Source organism: Gemmobacter denitrificans, from assembly GCF_036964905.1.
Classification (GTDB): Bacteria; Pseudomonadota; Alphaproteobacteria; order Rhodobacterales; family Rhodobacteraceae; genus Gemmobacter; species Gemmobacter denitrificans.
Window position 1 is genome coordinate 15089 of sequence record NZ_JBALHR010000007.1, and the last position, 21664, is coordinate 36752.

21 protein-coding genes and 1 pseudogene are annotated in these 21664 nt (G+C 62.9%); 8 read left to right on the plus strand and 14 right to left on the minus strand.

Annotation, left to right across the window (positions count from 1 at the left end):
• Positions 1-88 precede the first annotated feature (88 nt).
• The 3 genes from rplQ (at position 89) to V6590_RS12265 (ending at position 3368) form a co-directional block, all read left to right on the plus strand.
• Positions 89-508, plus strand: a complete 420-nt coding sequence (gene rplQ, locus V6590_RS12255; RefSeq protein ID WP_335423461.1) for a 50S ribosomal protein L17 — start codon at positions 89-91, stop codon at positions 506-508.
• Positions 509-636: 128 nt separating this feature from the next.
• Positions 637-2025 carry a Do family serine endopeptidase gene (locus V6590_RS12260; protein WP_335423463.1) on the plus strand — a complete coding sequence of 463 codons (1389 nt, stop codon included), beginning with the start codon at positions 637-639 and terminating at the stop codon, positions 2023-2025.
• A 38-nt stretch (positions 2026-2063) separates the two neighbouring features.
• Positions 2064-3368, plus strand: a complete 1305-nt coding sequence (locus V6590_RS12265) for a replication-associated recombination protein A (protein ID WP_335423465.1) — start codon at positions 2064-2066, stop codon at positions 3366-3368.
• A gap of 225 nt (positions 3369-3593) precedes the next feature.
• Here V6590_RS12265 and V6590_RS12270 read toward each other — a convergent pair whose 3' ends face one another.
• Positions 3594-4325: an SDR family NAD(P)-dependent oxidoreductase gene (locus V6590_RS12270; RefSeq protein ID WP_335423467.1), complete on the minus strand. Its 732-nt coding sequence runs from the start codon at positions 4323-4325 to the stop codon at positions 3594-3596.
• Positions 4326-4429: 104 nt separating this feature from the next.
• On the opposite strand from V6590_RS12270, the gene argB reads away from it, so the two are divergent.
• The 5 genes from argB (at position 4430) to V6590_RS12295 (ending at position 7373) form a co-directional block, all read left to right on the plus strand.
• Entirely contained in the window at positions 4430-5329 is a 900-nt protein-coding gene (gene argB, locus V6590_RS12275; RefSeq protein WP_335423469.1) for an acetylglutamate kinase, read from the plus strand.
• Positions 5330-5392: 63 nt separating this feature from the next.
• Entirely contained in the window at positions 5393-5704 is a 312-nt protein-coding gene (locus V6590_RS12280) for a hypothetical protein (protein WP_335423471.1), read from the plus strand.
• Positions 5665-6177 carry a sterol desaturase family protein gene (locus tag V6590_RS12285; RefSeq protein WP_335423473.1) on the plus strand — a complete coding sequence of 171 codons (513 nt, stop codon included), beginning with the start codon at positions 5665-5667 and terminating at the stop codon, positions 6175-6177. The genes V6590_RS12280 and V6590_RS12285 overlap by 40 nt, the downstream gene beginning before the upstream one ends.
• 42 nt (positions 6178-6219) lie before the next feature.
• Positions 6220-6870 (plus strand): ferredoxin, encoded by a 651-nt coding sequence (locus V6590_RS12290; protein ID WP_335423474.1) that lies wholly within the window; start codon positions 6220-6222, stop codon positions 6868-6870.
• Entirely contained in the window at positions 6867-7373 is a 507-nt protein-coding gene (locus V6590_RS12295) for a SixA phosphatase family protein (protein WP_335423476.1), read from the plus strand. The genes V6590_RS12290 and V6590_RS12295 overlap by 4 nt, the downstream gene beginning before the upstream one ends.
• A 3-nt stretch (positions 7374-7376) precedes the next feature.
• Here V6590_RS12295 and V6590_RS12300 read toward each other — a convergent pair whose 3' ends face one another.
• From V6590_RS12300 to V6590_RS12360, 13 genes and pseudogenes are all read right to left on the minus strand, one after another.
• Positions 7377-8492 carry a M48 family metallopeptidase gene (locus tag V6590_RS12300; protein ID WP_335423478.1) on the minus strand — a complete coding sequence of 372 codons (1116 nt, stop codon included), beginning with the start codon at positions 8490-8492 and terminating at the stop codon, positions 7377-7379.
• Positions 8493-8495: 3 nt separating this feature from the next.
• Positions 8496-9695 carry a DUF898 family protein gene (locus V6590_RS12305; protein ID WP_335423480.1) on the minus strand — a complete coding sequence of 400 codons (1200 nt, stop codon included), beginning with the start codon at positions 9693-9695 and terminating at the stop codon, positions 8496-8498.
• Between the two features lie 157 nt (positions 9696-9852).
• Positions 9853-10632 carry an amino acid ABC transporter ATP-binding protein gene (locus tag V6590_RS12310; RefSeq protein WP_335423482.1) on the minus strand — a complete coding sequence of 260 codons (780 nt, stop codon included), beginning with the start codon at positions 10630-10632 and terminating at the stop codon, positions 9853-9855.
• Positions 10633-10644: 12 nt separating this feature from the next.
• The gene (locus tag V6590_RS12315) at positions 10645-11952 is read right to left on the minus strand and encodes an amino acid ABC transporter permease (RefSeq protein WP_335423485.1); all 1308 of its coding nucleotides are present in this window, start codon (positions 11950-11952) and stop codon (positions 10645-10647) included.
• Position 11953: 1 nt separating this feature from the next.
• On the minus strand, positions 11954-13231 hold the full coding sequence (locus V6590_RS12320; protein ID WP_335423487.1) for an amino acid ABC transporter permease: 1278 nt from the start codon (positions 13229-13231) through the stop codon (positions 11954-11956).
• 125 nt (positions 13232-13356) lie between these two features.
• Positions 13357-14373 (minus strand): amino acid ABC transporter substrate-binding protein, encoded by a 1017-nt coding sequence (locus tag V6590_RS12325; RefSeq protein WP_335423490.1) that lies wholly within the window; start codon positions 14371-14373, stop codon positions 13357-13359.
• Between the two features lie 230 nt (positions 14374-14603).
• Complete coding sequence (locus V6590_RS12330) at positions 14604-15311, minus strand: ATP12 family chaperone protein (protein WP_335423492.1); 708 nt, start codon at positions 15309-15311, stop codon at positions 14604-14606.
• Positions 15311-16348: an RluA family pseudouridine synthase gene (locus V6590_RS12335; protein WP_335423494.1), complete on the minus strand. Its 1038-nt coding sequence runs from the start codon at positions 16346-16348 to the stop codon at positions 15311-15313. Before V6590_RS12335 ends, V6590_RS12330 begins: the two co-directional genes overlap by 1 nt.
• Positions 16345-16704: a fluoride efflux transporter CrcB gene (gene crcB / locus V6590_RS12340; RefSeq protein WP_335423496.1), complete on the minus strand. Its 360-nt coding sequence runs from the start codon at positions 16702-16704 to the stop codon at positions 16345-16347. The genes V6590_RS12335 and crcB overlap by 4 nt, the downstream gene beginning before the upstream one ends.
• Positions 16701-17354 (minus strand): ribosome biogenesis GTP-binding protein YihA/YsxC, encoded by a 654-nt coding sequence (gene yihA, locus V6590_RS12345; protein WP_335423498.1) that lies wholly within the window; start codon positions 17352-17354, stop codon positions 16701-16703. Before yihA ends, crcB begins: the two co-directional genes overlap by 4 nt.
• On the minus strand, positions 17351-18097 hold the full coding sequence (locus V6590_RS12350; protein ID WP_335423500.1) for an MOSC domain-containing protein: 747 nt from the start codon (positions 18095-18097) through the stop codon (positions 17351-17353). The genes yihA and V6590_RS12350 overlap by 4 nt, the downstream gene beginning before the upstream one ends.
• Positions 18081-19899, minus strand: a pseudogene (gene yidC, locus V6590_RS12355) (membrane protein insertase YidC). Before yidC ends, V6590_RS12350 begins: the two are co-directional and overlap by 17 nt.
• A gap of 144 nt (positions 19900-20043) precedes the next feature.
• Positions 20044-21588, minus strand: a complete 1545-nt coding sequence (locus tag V6590_RS12360; RefSeq protein WP_335423502.1) for a putative bifunctional diguanylate cyclase/phosphodiesterase — start codon at positions 21586-21588, stop codon at positions 20044-20046.
• Between the last annotated feature and the right edge of the window lie 76 nt (positions 21589-21664).

A 21664-nucleotide genomic window follows, 5' to 3' on the forward strand; every position in this document is an offset into this window, starting at 1 on the left:
GATTGCGGGGAAAGCCCGGGCAATTCCGCCCCAAAGAAGCAGCCCCAACGCAGGGCTGCAGGACAAAGCAAAACGCTAGGAGATCATCATGCGTCACGCTCGCGGCTATCGCCGTCTGAACCGCACCCACGAACACCGCAAGGCGCTGTTCGCCAACATGTCCGGCGCTCTGATCGAGCACGAGCAGATCAAGACCACCCTTCCCAAGGCGAAGGAACTGCGTCCGATCGTCGAAAAGCTCATCACGCTGGCCAAGCGCGGCGATCTGCATGCCCGCCGTCAGGCTGCTGCGCAGCTGAAGGAAGACAAGCATGTGGAGCGTCTGTTCGCCATTCTCGGCCCGCGCTATGCGAACCGTCAGGGCGGCTATGTCCGCATTCTGAAAGCCGGTTTCCGCTATGGCGACATGGCTCCGATGGCGATCATCGAATTCGTGGATCGTGATCCCGCCGCCAAGGGCGCATCCGACCGCGCTCGTCTGGCTGCCGAAGAGGCTGCGGCCGAGTAATCGGCCAGTGCCGACAGGCATCGGAAGGGCCCGCCTTTGGCGGGCCTTTTCCATTTTCGGGCGGTGCATTGCATGGCCGGGGGCGCTGCCCCATATCTGGGGCGTCGTTCTACAGCCGAGGGCACTCCATGTTGCGTTTCCTTTTGCCTGTTGTCGCCGCAGGAATTCTGACGTTTCAGCCGGTCACCGCTGAAACCGTGCCGCAAAGTCAGGCCGAGATCAGCCTGAGCTTTGCGCCTGTGGTGCGGCAGGTCACGCCAGCCGTGGTGAATATCTATGCTACGGTGCTGGTGGAACGGCGGGCCAGCCCCTTTGCCGGAGATCCGTTCTTTGATCAGTTCTTCCAGGGCTTTGGTGCGACGGCGCCCCGGGTGGAAAATGCGCTTGGGTCCGGGGTGATTGTCGGGGCAGACGGGATCGTGGTGTCGAATTATCATGTCATCGCCAACGCGACCGAAATCCGGGTCGAAACTTCGGATCGGCGCGAATATCGCGCGCATGTCCTGTTGGCGGATGAAGACAGCGATCTGGCCGTGCTGCAGTTGGAAGATGCCGACAACCTGCCGGCCTTGCCCCTCCGCAATTCCGATCAATTGCAGGTCGGTGATCTGGTTCTGGCCATCGGCAATCCGTTTGGCGTGGGACAGACCGTATCTTCGGGGATCATCTCCGGCCTTGGCCGGTCCACGCTCGCGCTTGGATCGGGGCGGGGTTATTTAATCCAGACCGATGCGGCGATCAATCCCGGCAATTCCGGCGGTGCGCTGGTCGATATGGCCGGGCGGCTGATCGGGATCAACTCCGCGATCCTGACCAAGGGCGGCGGATCGAATGGCATCGGCTTTGCCATTCCGGCCAATCTGGTTCAGAATTTCGTCGATCAGGCCCGCGCGGGCGAAACCCGGTTTCAGCGTCCCTGGGCCGGGGTGCAAGGGCAGGGGATGGATGCGGCCATGGCCGAGGCGATGGGCCTGACCCGTCCCGAAGGTGTCGTGATCTCTGACCTGCACCCGGAAAGCCCGTTCAAGGCCGCAGGGCTGCGGGTGGGGGATGTGATCCTGGCGCTGGAGGGCGAGCGGACTGATACACCGCAAGAGGTGATGTTCCGTCTGGCCGCGCTTGGCATCGGGCGCGAGGTGGCGCTGCGCTACCTGCGCGACGGGGCCGAGAAGGAAACCACGCTGACCCTGATCGCCCCACCCGACAGCCCGCCGCGCGATGCAGTGACGTTGGGCGGCGATTCCGTCCTGCATGGGCTTTCGGTTGCGCGCATCAACCCGGCAGTGGCTGCCGAGATGGGTTTGCCGTTGAATCAGCCCGATGGCGTTGTCGTGACCGGGGCTGAAGGTCTGGCTGCCCGGTTTGGGTTGCGGCCCGGTGATGTGCTGCTGGCGATCAATGGCACCCCGGTCACCCGCACGACCGAACTGGAGGCGCTGACCCAGCCTGTCACCCGCCGCTGGGGGATCGAAGTGCAGCGCGAGGGCCGGGTGATCTTGCTGCGCTTTCGGCTCTGACCCTTTCGCGGTCAGCGCCAAGGGCGTAAGCTGGAGCCATGGACCTGTTCGATACGCCCCAACCTGCCCGTCCCGAAGCACCACGTCCGCTGGCCGATCGTCTGCGCCCGAAAGTGCTGTCTGATGTGATCGGGCAGGAGCATGTGCTGGGCCCGGAGGGGCCCTTGGGCGCGATGCTGGCGGCGGGCAGTCTGTCCTCGCTGATCTTCTGGGGGCCGCCGGGGGTGGGCAAGACCACCATCGCGCGGCTGCTGGCCGATCAGACGCAGCTGGCCTTTGTGCAGATTTCGGCGATCTTCACCGGGGTGCCGGACCTGCGCAAGGTGTTCGAGGCGGCCAAGATCCGTCGGGCGAACGGGCAGGGGACGCTGTTGTTCGTGGATGAAATCCACCGCTTCAACAAGGCGCAGCAGGATGGGTTTCTGCCCTATATGGAGGATGGTACCATCCTTCTGGTGGGGGCGACGACCGAGAACCCGTCGTTTGAACTCAATGCCGCTGTGCTGAGCCGGGCGCAGGTGATCGTGCTGGAGCGGTTGAGCCTTGCCGATCTGGAGCGTTTGGCGCAGCGCGCCGAGAAGGAGCTGGGCCGGGCCTTGCCCCTGAAGGCCGAGGCGCGCGAAAGCCTGCTGGAGATGGCCGATGGCGATGGAAGGGCGCTGCTCAACCTGATCGAGCAGGTGGCGGCGCATAAGGTCGAGGCGCTGACCAAGGCGCAGCTGGGCCAGCGGCTGATGCGGCGGGCCAGCAAATATGACAAATCGGGCGAGGAACATTACAACCTGATCTCGGCCCTGCACAAATCGGTGCGCGGGTCAGACCCGGATGCGGCGCTGTATTGGTTTGCGCGCATGCTGGAGGGCGGGGAAGACCCGCGCTTCCTCGCGCGGCGTCTGGTGCGGATGGCGGTGGAGGATATTGGCCTTGCCGATCCGCAGGCGCAGGCGGTCTGTGTGGACAGTTGGCAGACCTATGAGCGCTTGGGCAGCCCCGAGGGGGAATTGGCGCTGGCCAATGCGGTGGTTTATCTGGCCTTGGCGCCGAAATCGAACGGGGTCTATGTGGCCTATAAGGCGGCGCGGGCGGCGGCGCGTGACACCGGCAGCCTGCCGCCGCCGCTGCATATCCGCAATGCGCCGACCAAGCTGATGAAAGAGATCGGCTATGGCGCGGGCTATGCCTATGACCATGATGCCGAGGACGGGTTTTCGGGGCAGGATTACTTTCCCGAGGGCATGAAGCGCCCGATCTTCTACGCGCCGCCCGAGCGGGGCTTTGAGCGCGAGTTGAAGAAGCGGGTGGAGTTTTTCGCAGGGCTGCGGGCGAAGCGGCGGGGGGGATAGGTTCGGGCGGATCAGGAAACGCATCGCGTTTCCCCGCCCGCAGCAATCCCGATCCCGCAATCCCGGTTCAGCAAGAGCGGACAGAGGCCAGTGCCTGCCCCGGCGGGTGCGAAGCGCCCGCCATGGCGGGGGCGGGCGCTGGCCGGCGGCCTTTGGGGCCACCGGCATCTGGCTGAACTCGCATCGCGCGGCAAAGGCAATGGCCTTTGCCGAATTGCCGCTCACTCACACATGCTGCGCGCCGTTCACCTCGATCTCGGCGCCGGAGATGTAGCTGGACTGATCGGAGCACAGGAACCAGATCACATCGGCCACCTCGCGCGGTTGGCCCAGACGCTGCATCGGCAGTTTCTCCACGATCTTGTCGGTGCCGGGCGACAGGATCGAGGTTTCGATCTCGCCCGGCGCGATGGCGTTGACCCGCACGCCCAAGGGGCCGAAATCATGGGCCATTTCGCGGGTCAGCGCCGCCAGCGCCGCCTTCGAGGTGGCATAGGCGGCACCCGCAAAGGGATGCACGCGCGCGCCTGCGATGGAGGTGACATTCACCACCGAGCCGCGCGCGGCGGAAAGCTCTTCCTGCAAGCCGCGCGCCAGCACGATAGAGGCGAAGAAGTTCACATGGAACACCTGCCCCCAGGTGCGCAGATCGGTTTCCAGCGTGTTCAGCCGCTTGCCGCCCGGCCCTTTGGGGGAAATGCCCGCATTGTTCACCAGCGCATGCAGCCGCCCACCGATCTTCTCCTTGATCGTGGCGATGGCCTGAATGGTGGCATCGGGGCTGGCGAGATCAATCTGGATGTGGTTCTCGGCCCCGCCGGGCCAAGGGCAGCGCGGGTCAAAGGGTTGGCGCGAGCAGGTCAGCACGCGCCAGCCTTCGGCGCTGAACCGCTTGACCGTGGCATGGCCGATGCCGCGGCTTGCCCCCGTCAGAACCATGACCTTCTGTTCGCTCATCGCTGCCTCCGCGCTTTGCCGCACCCTACGCCCGGCACAGGGAATTGCAACCTTGGCAGGGCGCAGCAAAGGGGCTATCCCGGTCGCATTCCTGCGAGGCCCCCATGAAACAGCAGACGCGCACCATGCAAGATTCCATCGCCACCGCCAAAACGCTCTCCGAGGCTCTGCCCTATCTGCAACGCTATTCCGGCGCCGTGGTCGTCGTGAAATTCGGCGGCAATGCGATGGGCGATGATGAGGCCATGGCCGAATTTGCCCGCGACATCGTGCTGATGCGGCAGGTGGGCGTGAACCCGGTGGTGGTGCATGGCGGCGGGCCGATGATCAATGAGATGCTGACCAAGCTGGGCATCAAATCGGAATTCGTGCGCGGCAAGCGGGTGACCGACAAGGCCACGGTGGAAGTGGTGGAGATGATCCTGTCGGGACTGGTCAACAAGCGCATCGTGCAGGCGATCAACGATCAGGGCGGGCGTGCCGTGGGCATCTCCGGCAAGGATGATGACCTGATGGTCTGCGAGGCCGATGACCCGGAACTGGGCTTTGTGGGCCGCCCGGTGGAGATGAATGTGCAGGTGCTGCGCGACCTCTACAATGCGGGCATCATCCCGGTGGTGGCACCGGTGGCGACCGGCATGGCCGATAACGAGACCTTCAACGTGAATGGCGACACGGCGGCGGGGGCGATTGCGGGCGCCTTGCAGGCGGATCGCCTGCTGCTGCTGACCGATGTGTCGGGGGTGAAAAATGCCGAAGGCGTGGTGATGACCCAGATCACGCCCGAGGAGATTCGCCAGATGACCGCCGATGGGGTGATTGCGGGCGGCATGATTCCCAAGACCGAGACCGCGCTGATGGCGCTGGATCAGGGCGTGCGGGCGGTGACGATTCTGGATGGCCGTCTGCCCAATGCCTGCCTGCTGGAACTGTTCACCGATCACGGCGCGGGCAGCCAAATCCGTTCGACCGAGCCGCGGGTAAAGCCGCGCATCCGGCGATAAACGCGGCGCTGGATTTCCCTGCGGCCCGCTGCCGGAACTGAAACGGGTAGGAGGGTATGTGACATGGCAGGAGAAATCGGTCTGCGGCTGGGGGTGTTTCTGGGCCTCTTCGCCCTGTTTGCCTTGGCTGAGGCGCTGTGGCCGCGCAGGCCATTGCACCTGCCGCGCCCCGCACGTTGGCGCACAAATCTGGCGATCACGCTGCTGGATGCGGTGATGTTGCGCGCGACCGCTGTGCTGATCCCGGCGCTTGCCATCGGGGCTGCCGTCGATGCGCAGGCTGGGGGCTGTTCAACCCTCTGGGCTCGCCTGTCGGGTTGGAGGCGGTGCTTGCGGTGCTGCTGTTTGATCTTGCGCTTTGGGTGCAGCATCTGATGACACATCATGTGCCGCTGTTCTGGCGCTTTCACCGGGTTCACCATGCGGATCGCGACATGGACGTGACCACGGGCCTGCGCTTTCATCCGGTAGAGATTCTGGGCTCCATGGGGTTGAAGATCGCGCTGGTTTATCTGCTGGGCCCTGCGCCGCTGGCCGTGTTGGCTTTCGAAGTCATTCTGAATGCGACGGCATTGTTCAACCATGCCAACCTGCGCCTGCCGCGTGGGCTGGACCGCATTGTCCGGCTGGTTCTGGTGACACCTGACATGCACCGCGTGCACCATTCGCAGCGGCGCGAGGAACATGACCGCAATTTCGGCTTTGGATTGTCGGTCTGGGACAGGATTTTCGGCACCTATCTGGCGCAGCCTGCGGGTGGGCATGACGCGATGACGGTGGGGCTTGAATGGCAGGATCGCCGCCCGGCGCAACTGGGCTGGAGCCTGTGGTTACCTTTCCGGCGCTGACAGGCGGCGGTCCCACGCGCGCAGTGGCAAAGGAGTAGGACCATGATCGACAGCACAGACCTCGCAGCGCGGCTGGCGGCCGAGCGACTGGAGATCCTGGGTGGGTTTCATGCCGAAGATGACCCAAACCTGCCGAACGGCACGCAAACCTTGCTGCTGCTGGGTCCGGCAGAGCCGGGTTTCTGGGCCCATCTTGACGCCACGCCGGAATGGCAGGATGGTCGACCCGATCCGATTGATCGCTGGTCGCGCCGGGTGATCGGGCGGTTCGCCTGCGATCTGGGAGCCAAGGCTCTGTTCCCTTTTGGCGGGCCGCCTTATCACCCCTTCTATCAATGGGCGCTGCGCACGGGGCGGGCATGGGCCAGCCCTGTGCATCTGCTGGTGCATGTTTCGCAGGGCCTGTTCTTTTCGGCGCGTGGGGCGCTTGCGTTGAAACACAGGGTTGATCTGCCCGCCCCGGTACCGCGCCCCTGTGACGGTTGCAACCAGCCCTGTGTGACGGCCTGCCCAGCCGGGGCGCTGACGCTTGCGGGCTATGATGTGCCCCGGTGCCACAGCCATCTGGACGGTGGGGCAGGGGGTGATTGTCTGACCGGCGGTTGTCTTGTGCGTCGCGCTTGCCCGGTCTCGCAACTCTATGCAAGACTGCCAGAACAATCGGCCTATCACATGGGGCAGTTCCACAAATGACCAAGCGCCTGATCCTGACGCGCCACGCCAAGTCCAGCTGGGATGACCCGCTGATGACTGATCATGACCGCCCGCTGAATGAACGCGGCAAGGCGGCGGCGGCCGATCTGGGGGAATGGCTTGCGTCACGCGGCTATGTGCCCGATCAGGTGCTGTGTTCCGATGCGCTGCGCACGCGCAAGACATGGTCAGGCATTGCGCCTGCCTTGCCGGGCACGCCGATCCTCGATCTGAAGCCAGCGCTTTATCACGCGGGGCCGGATGTCATGCTGGCGGTGCTGCGCCATGCTACGGGCGATACGGTGATGATGATTGGCCACAACCCGGGCATTGCCGAATTCGCCGCACGTATCGTGGCCCGCGCACCTGTCAGCGCCGAGTTTCACCGCTATCCGACGGGCGCGACACTGGTTTGCGATTTCGCGGCGGACAGTTGGGCCGATCTGGGCTGGGGCATGGGCGCGGTGGATGATTTCATCGTCCCGCGTGAACTTGCGATCTGATCCCTAGCCGCAGATTGCCCGCAGCGCCGCCCAATCCCCGGCATCCAGTGCCGGGTTCGCATCATAGGGTTGCGCCTCTGTCGCGCGGGCCCGCCGTGTGGCGGTTTCGGGGTGGCTGGACATGAATTCCGGCAGGCCAGCCCCTTCGAGCCGGGAAACCCGCTCGAAGAATTCGGCAAATCCCTTGGGGCTGATGGCCGCAGCGCGCAGCATTGCAAGGGCAAAGACATCGGCCTGTTCTTCGGCAGATCGGGAATAGGTGCTGGACAGGACGGAATCGGCCACCAGTGCAGCGGCAGCGCCGCCTGTCAGATCGCCAAATACCAGCGACAGGATACCGGCCGATCCGGCGGTGCGGAACGCCTCGCGCAGCGGATCGCCCGCCTCGACATGGCCGATTTCATGGGCAAGAACAGCGGCGACCTCGTCCGGGCTATCGGCGGCCTCAAGAAAGCCGCGCAGCAGGACGACCTGCCCGCCGGGGGCGGCAAAGGCGTTGATCATGCTGTGATCCCAGACCCGCAATTCGATGGGGGTTGTGACCATGCCGCTTTCTGCCAGCCGGTCGCGCAGATGTTCAAGCGCCTTCTGCCCCGCCTTGGAGCGGCAGGTCAGATCCTTGTCAGTGCCATGTGCCAGAACATATTCGATCTGGCCCAGAACACGGCGGCCGATATCGGCCTCTTGTTCGGGTGTTACCATATCGGCCAGAATTCGGGAAAGCCCGGGGATGATGACAAAGATCAACGCGCACAGGGCGACGGTGGCAAAGGCCCCGGCCTTGGCCAGACGTATCCAGGTTCGGCGCGGGACGTCGCGGCGATGCAAGGCAGGGGCATGGGCTGTGATCCAATCGGTCAATTCGCCAAGCGGCAGAACCAGCCGTGCGGGATCGCGCTGTTGTTCATCTTCGCCCGGGGCATGAAAGGCAAGGCTGATCTGGCCCGAACCTGCAACCTGTTCGCCACCTCGCCGCAGGCTGGCCAATGGCAGATCGAACCGGTCACCGGTTTCTACCAGTGTCAGACGGAGCGCCGTGCCATCTGGCGATGGCTCGGCCAGGGCCGGATGGCGGCGGGCCGTCTGCCCATCGAAATAGCTGCCTTCGACCGGTTCCATGATCTAGAACGCCGCGCCAACATCCAGCGCATCGGCAAAGCCTTCGGCATCGGCCCCCTTGTCAGCCGCGCGTTGATGGATGTGGTCTGTGGCTTCGATGTTCAGGACGGTTATGGTGCCCAGCACATGACACAAGAGCGGCTGGGTGATCCATGCCAGTGCCAATGCGGAAAAGAATACCAGCCCCACCAGATAAATCCCAAGCGCGACACCAAAACCCAGCGGGCCGCTCAGTTGGGAGATTCCCCCGGTGCGCAGCGTCTGGCCGAACAGCCAGGCCGGCAAACCAAAGGTAATCAAGGCAATTACAGTGATGGCAATGCCACCGCCGATCAGAATGCCGATAATCCGCCACACCGAAGGATTTGCGGTGAACCTGATCTGCCCACCCAGTACCCGATGTGAGGTCAGATAGGCCGCAGCGCGTATGGGATAGTAGATCAGGCCGAAATAGAAGGTCGCAACCCCTGTGAAGATCAACACTGTGACAAGGGTTCCGCCTTTGGTTATTGCCCCAAGTGCAATGCCACCGAACATCACGACAACTCCTGCGGCAAACGGGATCATGTAGCGATAAAGCGCGGTCCAGCGCCCGGATTGTTCAAAGCGCGCATCGCCATACCAGGCCCGGTCAGTCATGTACTTGTCCAGACGGAAGCTCATCAGTGGATAGAGCAGGCCAAGTGACAGGGCTGTGATCAATGTCAGCAGCAGCGCCCGCCAGACATAGCCCGCTGCGGCGCTTTCCATTCCGAAGCGGATGCCACGGAACCGGGTCCGGGCCAGCCGATAGCGCATCGCCCTATATTGCGCAAAGTAGATCAGTGGCAGCAATGCGAAAAGGTTGGCATAAATGAATCCAAGTTGCGCGACGACTTCGGCGTCGTTTGTCGGGCGGCTGACGAACCGCAGGCCAAGCGCGAAGAAGCCCAGGTTGACCACGGCAAGATAGACGGCCAGAACAACCAGCGCGATCAGGAAGCCGATCAGCTTTTCCAGCCCCGTCCCGGTATATTCGAACCCATCCTGCCCGACCCGGGTGGCGCCCCAGATGTGCTGGCGCATCCGGGTCTTGGCCCAGAAGCGATAGATGCCCAGCGTCACGATGCTGAGAAGCCCGGTGACCAGCGCCAGCCGGAAGATTTCGGTCTTCGTGCCGGTATAGCTGACGGCGGTGTAACTGGGCGGGTTTAGGTCTGTCACCGGATACTCCTGCAGAATTTCAGCCCTTGGTTGCACGGCGCGATCAGCCAGGCAAGGCGGTGCAAAGGCGTGGTCTGTTTCGCCCAAAGGATGTTGCGGCACGGCTACGCAAAAGGGCGGGCCGAAGCCCGCCCTTTCCGCCGTTTGAAACGATGGGTCAGTGGCCCAGAATCTGCGACAGGAACAGTTTGGTCCGGTCCGATTGCGGATTGTTGAAGAATTCGCGCGGCTCGTTCTGTTCGACGATCTGGCCCTTGTCCATGAAGATGACGCGATTGGCCACGGCCTGCGCAAAGCCCATTTCATGGGTCACGCAGAGCATGGTCATGCCTTCCTCGGCGAGGCTGATCATGGTATCGAGCACCTCCTTGATCATCTCGGGGTCCAGCGCCGAGGTCGGTTCGTCAAACAGCATGATCCGGGGCTTCATGCAGAGCGAGCGGGCAATCGCCACGCGCTGCTGCTGACCGCCCGACAACTGACCCGGATATTTGTGGGCCTGATCGGGGATCTTCACCTTGGACAGGAAATGCATCGCGATTTCTTCGGCTTCGCGTTTCGGGGTCTTGCGAACCCAGATCGGCGCCAGCGTGCAGTTTTCCAGAATGGTCAGATGCGGGAACAGGTTGAAATGCTGGAACACCATCCCGACTTCGGACCGGACCTTGTCGATATTCTTCAGGTCGTTGGTCAGTTCAGTCCCATCGACGATGATCTGCCCCGACTGGTGTTCCTCCAGCCGGTTGATGCAGCGGATCAGCGTCGATTTGCCCGAACCTGACGGTCCGCAGATCACGATGCGTTCGCCCTTCTGCACGGTCATGTTCACATCGCGCAGGACGTGGAACTGGCCATACCACTTGTTCATGTTGGTGATCTGGACCGCGACCTCGTCCGAGACCTTCATCTTGCTGCGGTCGATTGCTTGTTCAGCCATGGTAAGGCCCCCTTAACGGTGATCGGTCTTCAGCTTCTGTTCCAGCCACATGGAGTAGCGGGACATGCCAAAGCAGATGAGGAAGAAGATGGCGCCGGCAAAGATGTAGGGCTCCCAGTAGATGCCCTTCCAGTTGATGTCCGAACGCACGATCTGGGTGATGCCTTTCAGCGGATCAGCCAGACCGACAAAGGCCACCAGCGTGGTATCCTTGAACAGCCCGATGAAGCTGGACACGATGCCGGGGATAGAGATCTTGAGCGCCTGCGGCATGACGATGAGCCGCTGTGCCTGCCAGTAATCAAGCCCGAGCGCATCCGCCGCCTCGTATTGCCCGCGCGGCAGGGCCGCGAGGCCGCCCCGGATCACCTCGGCGATATAGGCCGCCGCGAACAGGGTCACCAGGATGATGACGCGCAGGATGATGTCGAAATTCGATCCGGGCGGCAGGAAGTATTGTAGCAGCAACGACGCGGTAAACAGCAGCGTGATCAGCGGCACCCCCCGGATGAATTCGATGAACCCGACCGAAAGCGAATGGACCAGCAGCATGTCGGACTGACGTCCCAGTGCCAGCAGGATGCCCATGGGCAGCGATGCCGAAATTGCTGTAACGCCGATCACCACTGACAGGAGGAACCCACCGAATTGATCGCTGTCCACGGATTCAATGCTGAGTGGTATGGCAGATTGCAGGTTACCCGACAGCTCTGATTGCAGAAACAGCCACCAGAAAGCCGCTGCCAGCACACCAAGCCCGGCCGAAACCGGTACACCCAGACGCGGCGAGCCGATACGGAACACAATGGCCATGACCGCAAAGCCCAGCATCGCCACGACCGGAGCCCAGATCGACCCACCCCACAGCAGCCAGAAGGCGATGGCCGGGTAAAGCCCGGTAAACCAAAGCATCTTGCGCGGCAGATGGGTGAACAGCACCGGGGCCAATGCCACGAACATCAGCACAAAGGCCAAGGTCGGTCGCCAGTACAGGTCCTGCGGGTAGAAGCCGAACATGTATTGGTGCCAGCGTTCGCGCACCATCGCCCAACAGGCGCCCGTCGCGTCAGGGCCCCAAGTTGCGGTGATGATCTCGCGGCATTCGCTCAGCGAATTGGCGTTCCAGACCGAATGCAGCAGCCAAGGGATCACATGGCTGGCTATCCAGAGCAGCGCCACGCCGCCCAGAATTGTCAGCACTGTATTCAGCGGGCCGGAAAACAGGTTTTCGCGCAGCCATTTGACCACGCCCCCCTGGCCCGCAGGCGGGGGCAGGGCGGGCAGCATTTCGGTGCGCACATATGTCATGTTGTTCGACATCTCAGCGCTCCTTCAGGCGCACGGCCCGGTTGAACATGTTCATCAGCGACGAGATGATGAGGCTGATGGTCAGATAGATGGCCATCATCAACAGCATGCATTCCAGTTCCTTGCCGGTCTGGTTCAGCGTGATGCCCCCCAGCGTGCCGCGCAGGTCCATGTAGGACACGGCAATTGCCAGAGAGGTGTTCTTGGTCAGGTTGAGGTATTGCGAAATCAGCGGCGGGATGATGACCCGCAACGCCTGCGGCAGGATCACCAGGCTCATGGTGCGGCCCGGGCGCAGGCCAAGGGCGGCGGCGGCTTCCGATTGACCGCGCGAAATTGCCATGATCCCGGCGCGCACGATTTCGGCGATGAAGGCCGCTGTATAAAGCGCAAGCGCGATGGTCAGCGCGGTGAAGCTGTGTCCGACTTCGATCCCGCCCTTGAAGTTGAAACGCGTCAGGGTCGGGTAATCCAGATGGAAGCCCAGCCACCACAAGAGCGCTGCCGTGGGCAGCACCAGAACAGCCAGCGATTTCCACCAGGTCGTCGGGCGGACACCTGTTTCTTCCTGCACACGCTTGGCATGGGCCCGCAGCAGGCTGTTTGCATAAAGGCTGCCCCCGAAGACGATCAGGAAGGCCAGGACGTTGGAATTCAGCGACAGGCCCAGAAATTCAAGCCGGGGCAGGCCATTATCCACCATCGGGGCGGGAATATTGGTGCTGCGGGTGGTGATTGCCAGACTGTCATTCAGCAGCATTGACGCCTTGGGCGCCTCGCCTGCGGCGATCATGGCATCTGTGACGCGATAGGCCGAAGGTTCGGGCGTGGCCTCGGACAGGATGGTGAAGGCCAACAGAATCCACAACAAAACCGGTACGTTGCGGAACATTTCGACATAGACCGTCATCATCCGGCCCACGAGCCAGTTTTTCGACAGGCGCAGCACGCCAACAATGACACCGATCACCGTGGCAAGTCCGCAGCCGATCACCGCTGCCAGCAGGGTGTTCAGCAGCCCCACCATGGCGGCCCGATAGTGCGGACTGTCGTTGGTATAGCTGATCAGCGTCTGGTTGATGTCATAGCCGGCGCGCGCCCAGAGAAAGCCGAACTCGAACGTCCGGTCCTTGGCGGCAAGGTTCTGGATGGTGTTGTTCACCAGCCAGGACAGAAACAGCAGGAAAAGGCCCAGAACCACCACCTGGATGGTGAGCGACCGATACCGCGTGTCATAGATAAGCATACTCAGCCGAAAGTCTGCTTTCGGCGTGTCCTGGACGAATGCCATTGTGATGTACCCCCTGAGGCCTGCCCGTGCCCGGCTTTGGCCGGTGCGCTTGGTCGGACGGTGCAGGCCGCGCGTTCAATGAAACCGGGCGGGGAACCCCCCGCCCGGCTTGATGCCCGTTCCGATCAGCGGAAGGGCGGAGCGTATTGCAGGCCGCCCTGGGTCCACAGCGCGTTCAGGCCACGGGCCAGACCGATCGGGGTGCCCGAACCGATATTGGCTTCGAAGATTTCACCATAGTTGCCATTCGCGGCGATCGCGCGCTTGGCGAATTCCTTGTCCAGACCCAGCATCGCGCCCAGATCACCTTCGGTGCCCAGCAGACGCTTGATTTCCGGGTTGGTGGTGGTGGCTGCAACTTCTTCCAGATTGGCCTTGTTCACACCATATTCTTCGGCAGCAACCAGCGCGAAATAGGTCCAGCGGACGATATCGCCCCACTGGTTGTCGCCATGGCGCACGACCGGACCCAGCGGCTCTTTCGAGATGATTTCCGGCAGGATGATGTGGTTTTCAGCGTCCGGCATGGTGGCGCGCGAAGCGGCCAAGCCCGATGCGTCGGTGGTGTAGGCGTCGCAAGCCCCGGCCAGATACTGGCGCTGGCCTTCCGAATCGTCCGCGATGTTCACCGGGGTGTAGCTGATGTTGTTGGCTTTGAAGAAGTCGGCCAGGTTCAGCTCGGTCGTGGTGCCGGTCTGGATGCAGATGGTCGCGCCATCCAGTTCCTTCGCCGACGACACGCCCAGATCCTTCTTCACCATGAAGCCCTGGCCGTCATAGTAGTTCACGGCGACGAAATCGAACTTGAGGTCCACATCGCGCGAGAAGGTCCAGGTGGAGTTGCGGATCAGCACGTCCACTTCGCCCGAAGCCAGCGCGGTGAAGCGGGTTTCGCCGGTGGTCGGCACGAACTTGACCTTGGACGCATCGCCCAGAACAGCTGCAGCAAGCGCCTTGCACAGTGCGGCGTCAAAGCCCTGATACTGGCCGTTGGCATCCGGGGCGCCGAAACCGGTCAGGCCGGTATTGGACCCGCAGATCAGCTCGCCGCGGGCTTTCACGTCGTCAAGCGTGCCTGCGCCGGCAATGCCAGCAACCACAGCGGCAGCCGACAGGGTGCCAAGGAAAACCGATTTTTTCATGCGTACCTCTTCCTGAGTGCCGCCCGTTTGCGGGCGGCTGTTATGAAGCCCCTGTGACCGGGGCGAAAACTGATGGAGGGGTTCCCCTCTCAGTGCCGAACAGTTTTCTGCAAAGCGCTTTGAGCCGTCAAGTGAAAGGTCTGCGTTGGCGCTAACAGGGGGGATCGGCCCGGGTTTGCTGCCTTGCTGCGCAAGATGCACGCATTGAGGCAGGCAAACGTGCAAGATTGTTACGGGCACAATCCGTGGAATCGGGCGGCTTCAATCAGCGCGATACGTTTTCCGGTTTCGATCGCCTCGGCCTCATCGTCGCGGCCCCATTGTTCGGCCTGCCAGTGTTCATCGATTCGGCTGATCTGAAAGGCCTCATCCGCCGTCACATGGCGTTCGGCAATCGCAAGACCCAGCACTGCCGATCCGGTGATGGCGATCAGGTCATGCAGGGCTGCCAGTTGAAAGATGGTCTGCCGGTGGATGGCCAAACGCAGAGAGGCAAGCGCGGCGGGGTCTTGCGCGACATGCATCACGCCCGATGCGGTGGTCAGCCGCGCGCCGAACCGGAGGGCTGCCCAGTCCAGCAGCGGATCCCAGGCCCGGGCCTGCCGGTCGATCAGGGCCTGTGGTCCGGGTGCGCGGTAACACAGCAGATCGGAACCGGCATAGTCGGCCAGCATGTCGGCAACTGCGGCGTGCTGGGGGGCCACCTTGTCCAGCGCCGAGTTCGCCATCCGCGTGGTGGGCATGGTTTCAGGGCGCACGACGCCCTGTTGCGCATCCCATTCGGCGGCGATCAGTTCCGCCAACGCCATTGACGGCACCACCACCAGCGTCTTGGCAGGGGTTTTCACGCTACGCCCATCGAGCGTGACGGTAAAGCCACCCTCGACAGCCACAGGGGTGGCGGTTTTCCAGAATCGTTTTTGCTTCCAGGCAGACATCAGTGCAGCTTTTCGAACGGGTCTTCCGGCACGTCGCCCTCGTTCCAGTCGAGCAGCTTCCAGGTGCGGGCCATATGCTCGGGCAGGGGGGCGGTGAAGGTCATCTCGGTTTTCAGGATCGGGTGTTCCACCGTCAGGCGGCGGGCATGCAGATGCAGCTTGCGCGACAGATCGCCGCCCGCGCCCGCGCCCCATCCATCGCCCAGGTTCTCGGTTGAGGAACCGCCATATTTGCCATCACCCAGAATGGGATGGCCAAGTTCCGCCATATGCGCGCGCAGCTGGTGGGTGCGGCCGGTGATCGGCTCCAGCGCCATCCAGGACATGCGGGTGCCGAGGAACCAGAGGGTGAAGTAATCGGTATGCGACCGCTTGGCATCCGGGTAATCGCTCATCTTGGCAGGATGGATGCAGACCATCTTTTCGTTGTCGCCGCGCCCGCCGCTTTTCATCAGCCCGTATTTGATGCTGCCCTGCCGGGGATGCGGCACACCCGCGACCAAAGCCCAGTAAATCTTGCGGGTCTGGCGATGGCGCAGCGATTCCGACAGCGCGCGGGCCACGCGGTCGGTGCGGGCCAGCATCAAGACACCCGAAGTATCCTTATCTAGCCGGTGGACCAGTTTCGGGCGATCCTTGTAGCCGAATTTCAGCGCATCGGTCAGACCATCGACATGGCGATCGCCCTGGCCCGAGCCGCCCTGCGAGGGCAGGCCTGCGGGCTTGTTCAGCACGATCATATGCTCGTCCTTGTAGAGGACGCAGGCCTGAATCATCTTGGCGTCAGCGGCGCTGATGCCTTCGGGTTTGGCATAGACCGGGGCCTCGGCCTCGGGCAGGGGCGGCACGCGGATCACCATGCCCGGCGCCACGCGGTCCGAGGCCTTGGCGCGGCCGCCATCGACGCGCACCTGCCCGGTGCGGCACATCTTTTCGATATTGCCCTGGGTCACCTGCGGGAAGCGGCGCTTGAACCAACGGTCCAGCCGCTGTTCGCCCTCATCTGCCGATACGGTTTCATATGTCACGCCGCTCATGCAAGGCTCCGGGTCAACTGGGCGGCCAAGGCAAAGGCCGCAAGGGACAGCAGGACCGAGCCCGCCACATAAAGACAGGCGGAAAGCACCTGCCCGCGCTGGATCAGCGCCATTGTATCCATGGAAAAGGCCGAAAAGGTGGTGAAGCCACCCAGAAGGCCGGTCATCAGAAAGGGCCCAAGATTCTGGTGACCGCGATGCGCCAGCCACACCATCAGAAAGCCCATCAGGGCCGAGCCCAGCACATTGACCGTCAGCGTATGCCAGGGAAAGCCACCGCGCGGCAGGGCAAGACCCACCCCATAGCGCAGCGAAGCCCCAAGCGCACCGCCAATGGCCACCTGTGCAAGGCTCATTCCAGCCCCGCGATGATGGCGCGCAGCGTTTCGATCCCGTCGCCCTTTTCCGAACTCGTCATCACGATCTCAGGGTAGGCGGCGGGGTGTTTGGCCAGAGCAGCGCGCGTTTGGTCAAGGTTCTTCTCGCGCTCGGGGCGGGCGAGCTTGTCCATCTTGGTCATCACCACCTGAAAGGTGACGGCGGATTTGTCGAGAAGGGTCATGATCTCCTCATCCACCGACTTCACGCCATGGCGCGAATCGATCAGCACGAAGGCCCGGCGCAGGGTCTGGCGGCCTTGCAGATATTGCTTCAGCAGTTCCTGCCATTTGCGCACCGTGGCCACCGGGGCCTCGGCAAAGCCATAGCCCGGAAGGTCCACCACATAGCGGGCCTCGCCCAGCGAGAAGAAGTTGATCTCTTGCGTGCGGCCCGGCGTGTTGGAGGCGCGCGCCAGGTTCTTGCGCCCGGTCAAGGCGTTGATCAGGCTGGATTTCCCGACGTTTGAGCGCCCAGCAAAGCAGACCTCGACCCGATCTGCCGGGGGCAGGCCGGACATGGCGACGACGCCTTTGACGAAATCGACAGGGCCCGCAAACATCAGCCGTCCGCGCTCGCGCGCGAAATCATCGGGTTCGGGGGCCAACGGGAATGGCAGGGCAGTCATGTCAGGGTCACCTCGTCCCCCGTGGCGATCTGCCCGGGTTCCAGAACCACGGCATAAACGCCGAAATCCTGATGATCACAATGGGTTTGCAAGGCGGCCAGGGTGTCGCCTTCGATCCGGCCCGTATCGGGATTGGCGCGGGTGGCGTTACAGCGGGTGATCGGTTCGCGCACCTCAAGCAGCGCCGCACCAATGCGAAGCCGCCGTCCGATCAGATCGAATTCCTGCCACGGCGCCCAGCCATCGACCCAGAGATTTCCGCGCCAGCGATGGGGCGAAAGCTCCATCCCCATATGCGCGCCGAGCGCATGATTTGACGCCAGATTCAGGATCGACACCGAAGGATAATCGGTATCGGTCATCGCGACCCCAGCCTGCAGGATCTGTGTCGGTTGCGCCCGGTTTTCCGGATTCAGCGGTCGTACCCAGTCCAGAAAGCCCGGCTGATCTGCGGGATCATCGGGGCGGAAGGTCAGGGCAGGGCGGTCCGGGTGGGTCAGGGTCAGCGTGCCCGAACCTTCATCCAGCTGAGCCGCAATGGCCATCAGCGCGGGGGCCTTGGCGCCCCGCGCAAAGTTCACGCAGGGGTTCCAGCCCGGCACCAGCCGCGCCGCCTCATGGGCGACAGCCCAATGCCGATCCCAGGGCAGTGCCGCCCCCGCCAAAAGCCGAACGGACGCGAGGTCTTCGCGTCCGTGGCTTTTGATCGGGTGGCGGATGATCCGGTCAAGCCGCGCCGTCATTTCTTGCCTTTCGCCGGGGGTGCAGCCGGAGCGGGCTTTCGTGCAAAGCTGGCCCGGATATTGCCGAAGATGTCGGGCTTGTGCCCATGGCTGCGCATGATCGCATACTGCTGTGTGAAGGTAATCATGTTGTTGGTGATCCAGTACACCACAAGCCCGCTGGCGAAGCTGCCCAGCATGAACATGAAGACCCAGGGCATCCAGGCAAAGATCATCGCTTGGGCCGGATCGGCGGGTGCCGGGTTCAGCTTTTGCTGCAGCCACATGGAAATGCCCAGCAGGATCGGCAGGATACCAATGAAGATCAGCGCCAGCATGCTGCCCTGTTCCGGTGCTGCCCAGGGCATCAGGCCGAACAGGTTGAACAGCGACGAGGAATCCGGTGCCGACAGGTCGGTCAGCCAGCCGAAGAACGGCGCGTGACGCAGTTCCAGCGTGACGAAGATCACCTTGTACAGGGCAAAGAAGATCGGGATCTGGATCAGGATGGGCAGACAGCCCGCCGCAGGATTGACCTTCTTGTCCTTGTAGAGCTGCATCATTTCCTTCTGCATGCGGGCCTTGTCTTCGCCGCAGCGCTCCTTCAGCGCCTCCACCTCGGGCTGCAGTTCCTTCATCCGTGCCATGCTGACATAGGATTTATAGGCCAACGGCAGCACCAGCAGCTTCAGAACGAAGGTCAGGGCGATGATGGCCCAGCCCATGTTCCCGATCTGCAGGTTGAGCCAGTGCAGAAGGGCAAAGATCGGTTTGGTCAGGAAGAAGAACCAGCCCCAGTCGATCGAATCGAGGAAACCCGCGATACCGGATTTTTCGTAGGCGCGGATGGTTTCCCATTCCTTGGCCCCGGCAAAGAGCTGTGAACTGACCTCGACCGCAGCCCCCGGAGCCACGGTGAGGGCGGGCAGCCGGGTTTCGGTCTGATAGATATCGGCCTGTGCATTGTATTTGGTGACGGCGGTGAAGGGCTTGCCCTGTTCGGGCACCAGCACGGCCATCCAGTATTTGTCGGTAAAGCCAATCCAGCCATCGGTTGTGGCGTCGATCACCTCGGCCTGAGCGCCTTCGCGTGCGACAACCGGCAGGGCGGCGACATCATCGTAATCCACCTCGGCCAGCTTGCCGTCGGTCCGTCCCACCACTCCTTCGTGCAGCACGAAGAAATTCTGCAGATCCCCCGGTTTGCCGTGGCGCGCGATCACACCATAGGGCTGCAGGGTCTGGGCCTCGGCCCCGGTGTTCTGCACGGAATCGGTGACGGTAAACAGATAATCGTCGTCAATCGCGATACTGCGGGTGAAGACCAGGCCTTTGGCGTTCTGCCATTGCAGTTTGACAGGCTTGCCGGGCGCCAACGTATCGCCCTCGGCCAGTTGCCATTGGGTTGTGGCCCCGGGCACATCTGCGAAATCAAGCGCGCCGCCCGGGGTCCAGCCATAGACCGCATAATAAGCGTGGGGCTGGCCGACCGGCGACAGCAGCCGCACAATCGGCGCATCGGGATCAAGCGTGGCGCGATAGGCTTTCAGCGACAGGTCGTCGATCCGGGCACCATCCAGCGAGATCGAGCCCTGCAGCCGCGGCGTATCAATCGGCAGGCGCTGGGCTTCCGGCACGGCGGCGATTTCGCCCTGTGCAGGCACGGTGTCAGCCGCCGGTGTCGTTTCGGCCTGTTGGGTGATCACTGCCGGGGCATTCGCGTCGGCGACCGGCTCTTCCGGCGGGAACAGCACGAACCACACCAGGATCACAAGGAAGCTGAGTGCAGTTGCCAGAATGAGATTCTTGTTCTGATCGTCCATTTGCGATCCCCACCGTCCTTTGTCAGGTTGGCCCTGTCAGGGTCAGCGTGGTTCAACAGAAGGGGGGGCGAAAGGTCAAGCGGTTTTGCGGGCGGGTTTACCCCATCCGGCAGGAAATCGGGGCCAATTGACAGAGCGCGGGGGTTACCCCGCGCGCGATCCGATGCGTGGCGGGTTGGGTTGGCGTGCCCGGAAGCTGGTGATCCAGTCCATCGTCTGGTCGAAGGGCATGGGACGCCCGATGCCGAATCCCTGAACATGGCCGCAGCCCAGTTGCGCCAGCATGGCGTGTTCTCCGGGGGTCTCCACGCCTTCGGCCAGGGTTTCCAGACCCAGCTGTTCCGCCAGCGACAGGATGGCAGCCACCATTTTCTGCTGGTCGCGGTCTTCATCCACCTTCTTGACGAAGCTGCGGTCAATTTTCAGCCGTGTCACGGCAAAGCGGCGGATATTGCCGATGGCGGCATGGCCGGTGCCGAAATCATCCAGATCAATGCAGCAGCCCAGCCGTGCCAGAGCATCGATATTCTGCACGATGATGTCATTTTCGGTGGTTGCCACCACAGTCTCCAGAACCTCGACCGCCAGCCGGTCTGGCGACAGATCAAACCGTTCCAACTCCCACTGAAGGCGTTCCACCAGGCGCGGATTGCGCAGTTCCGGACCCGAGAAGTTCACTCCGATACGCGGGATATGCAGCCCGGCCTTGTCCCAGCGGACCAGCGCCGCCAGAGCATGATAGAGCATGACCTCGCCCAGACGTTCGATCAGCCCCGCCTCTTCAATGGCGCTGAGGAATTCGGCCGGAGGAACCACTCCGCGTTCAGGGTGGTGCCAGCGGGCCAGGGCCTCGAACCCGGTGATGGTTCCCGAATCGGTGGATACCTGTGGTTGGAACCAGGGGCGGATCTGACCTTCGTCCAGCGCCGTTTCCAGCGTTGCACGCAGCGCATCCCGGTCTGCGCGCCGACGCGGCATGTCATGGGCATAGCCGCGAATTGCGCCGGGTCCGTTGCGCAGGGCCTCTGCCGCAGCAACCTGTGCGGCATCCAGCAGGGCTTTGCCCGAGGGGGTGGCCAGCTGTGCCCCAAGGCAGAACCCGACCGAGCAGCTGACATAAATCCTGATCCCATTCACGCTGATGGGGGGGGCGACGGCAGATTGCAGGCGCGCGGAAAGCTGCACCAGAGTTTCCAGTTCCAGCCGACGCTGCGGAGCAAGGGCGATGGCAAAACCGCCACCTTCCAGTCGGACCAGCATGTCGCCCTGACGCAGCGCAGCCGACAAGCGTTCAGCACTGCGGGCAAGCACCTCGCCCTGGGCTGCCCTGCCATGCCGATCCAGCAGGCTGTCAGCATCATCAAACATCAGAACGATGCAGGCTGTGTTACGCCCGGTAACCGGGGCTTCCTGCAGCACCCGGTCCAGCGTCTGGACCATCTGCGGACGCAAGCCCAGACCATCCAGCGTTTCGGGGGCGGGGGGGGCGGTGTCCTCCGGGCGGATGGCGCTGCCCAGCAGAAAGATCAGCGGGGCAATCAGCGCCACAACCAGCAGCGCACGTTCGCCACCAATCCAGAAAGCGGCAAGGGTCAAGGCCGGCAGGAAGATCAGGAATTCCGGTCGCCGCAAAACGCCAAGGCCGAACCTGATCTTGTCCCAGCCGCGCTGCCCCAGCCTTCTTTGCATGCCGAACCCCGTCTCCGTCTGCCGGGGCGCCCATGCCCTGGTCGCGCTCAGGGTAGGGGAATCACCTTCACGGTTT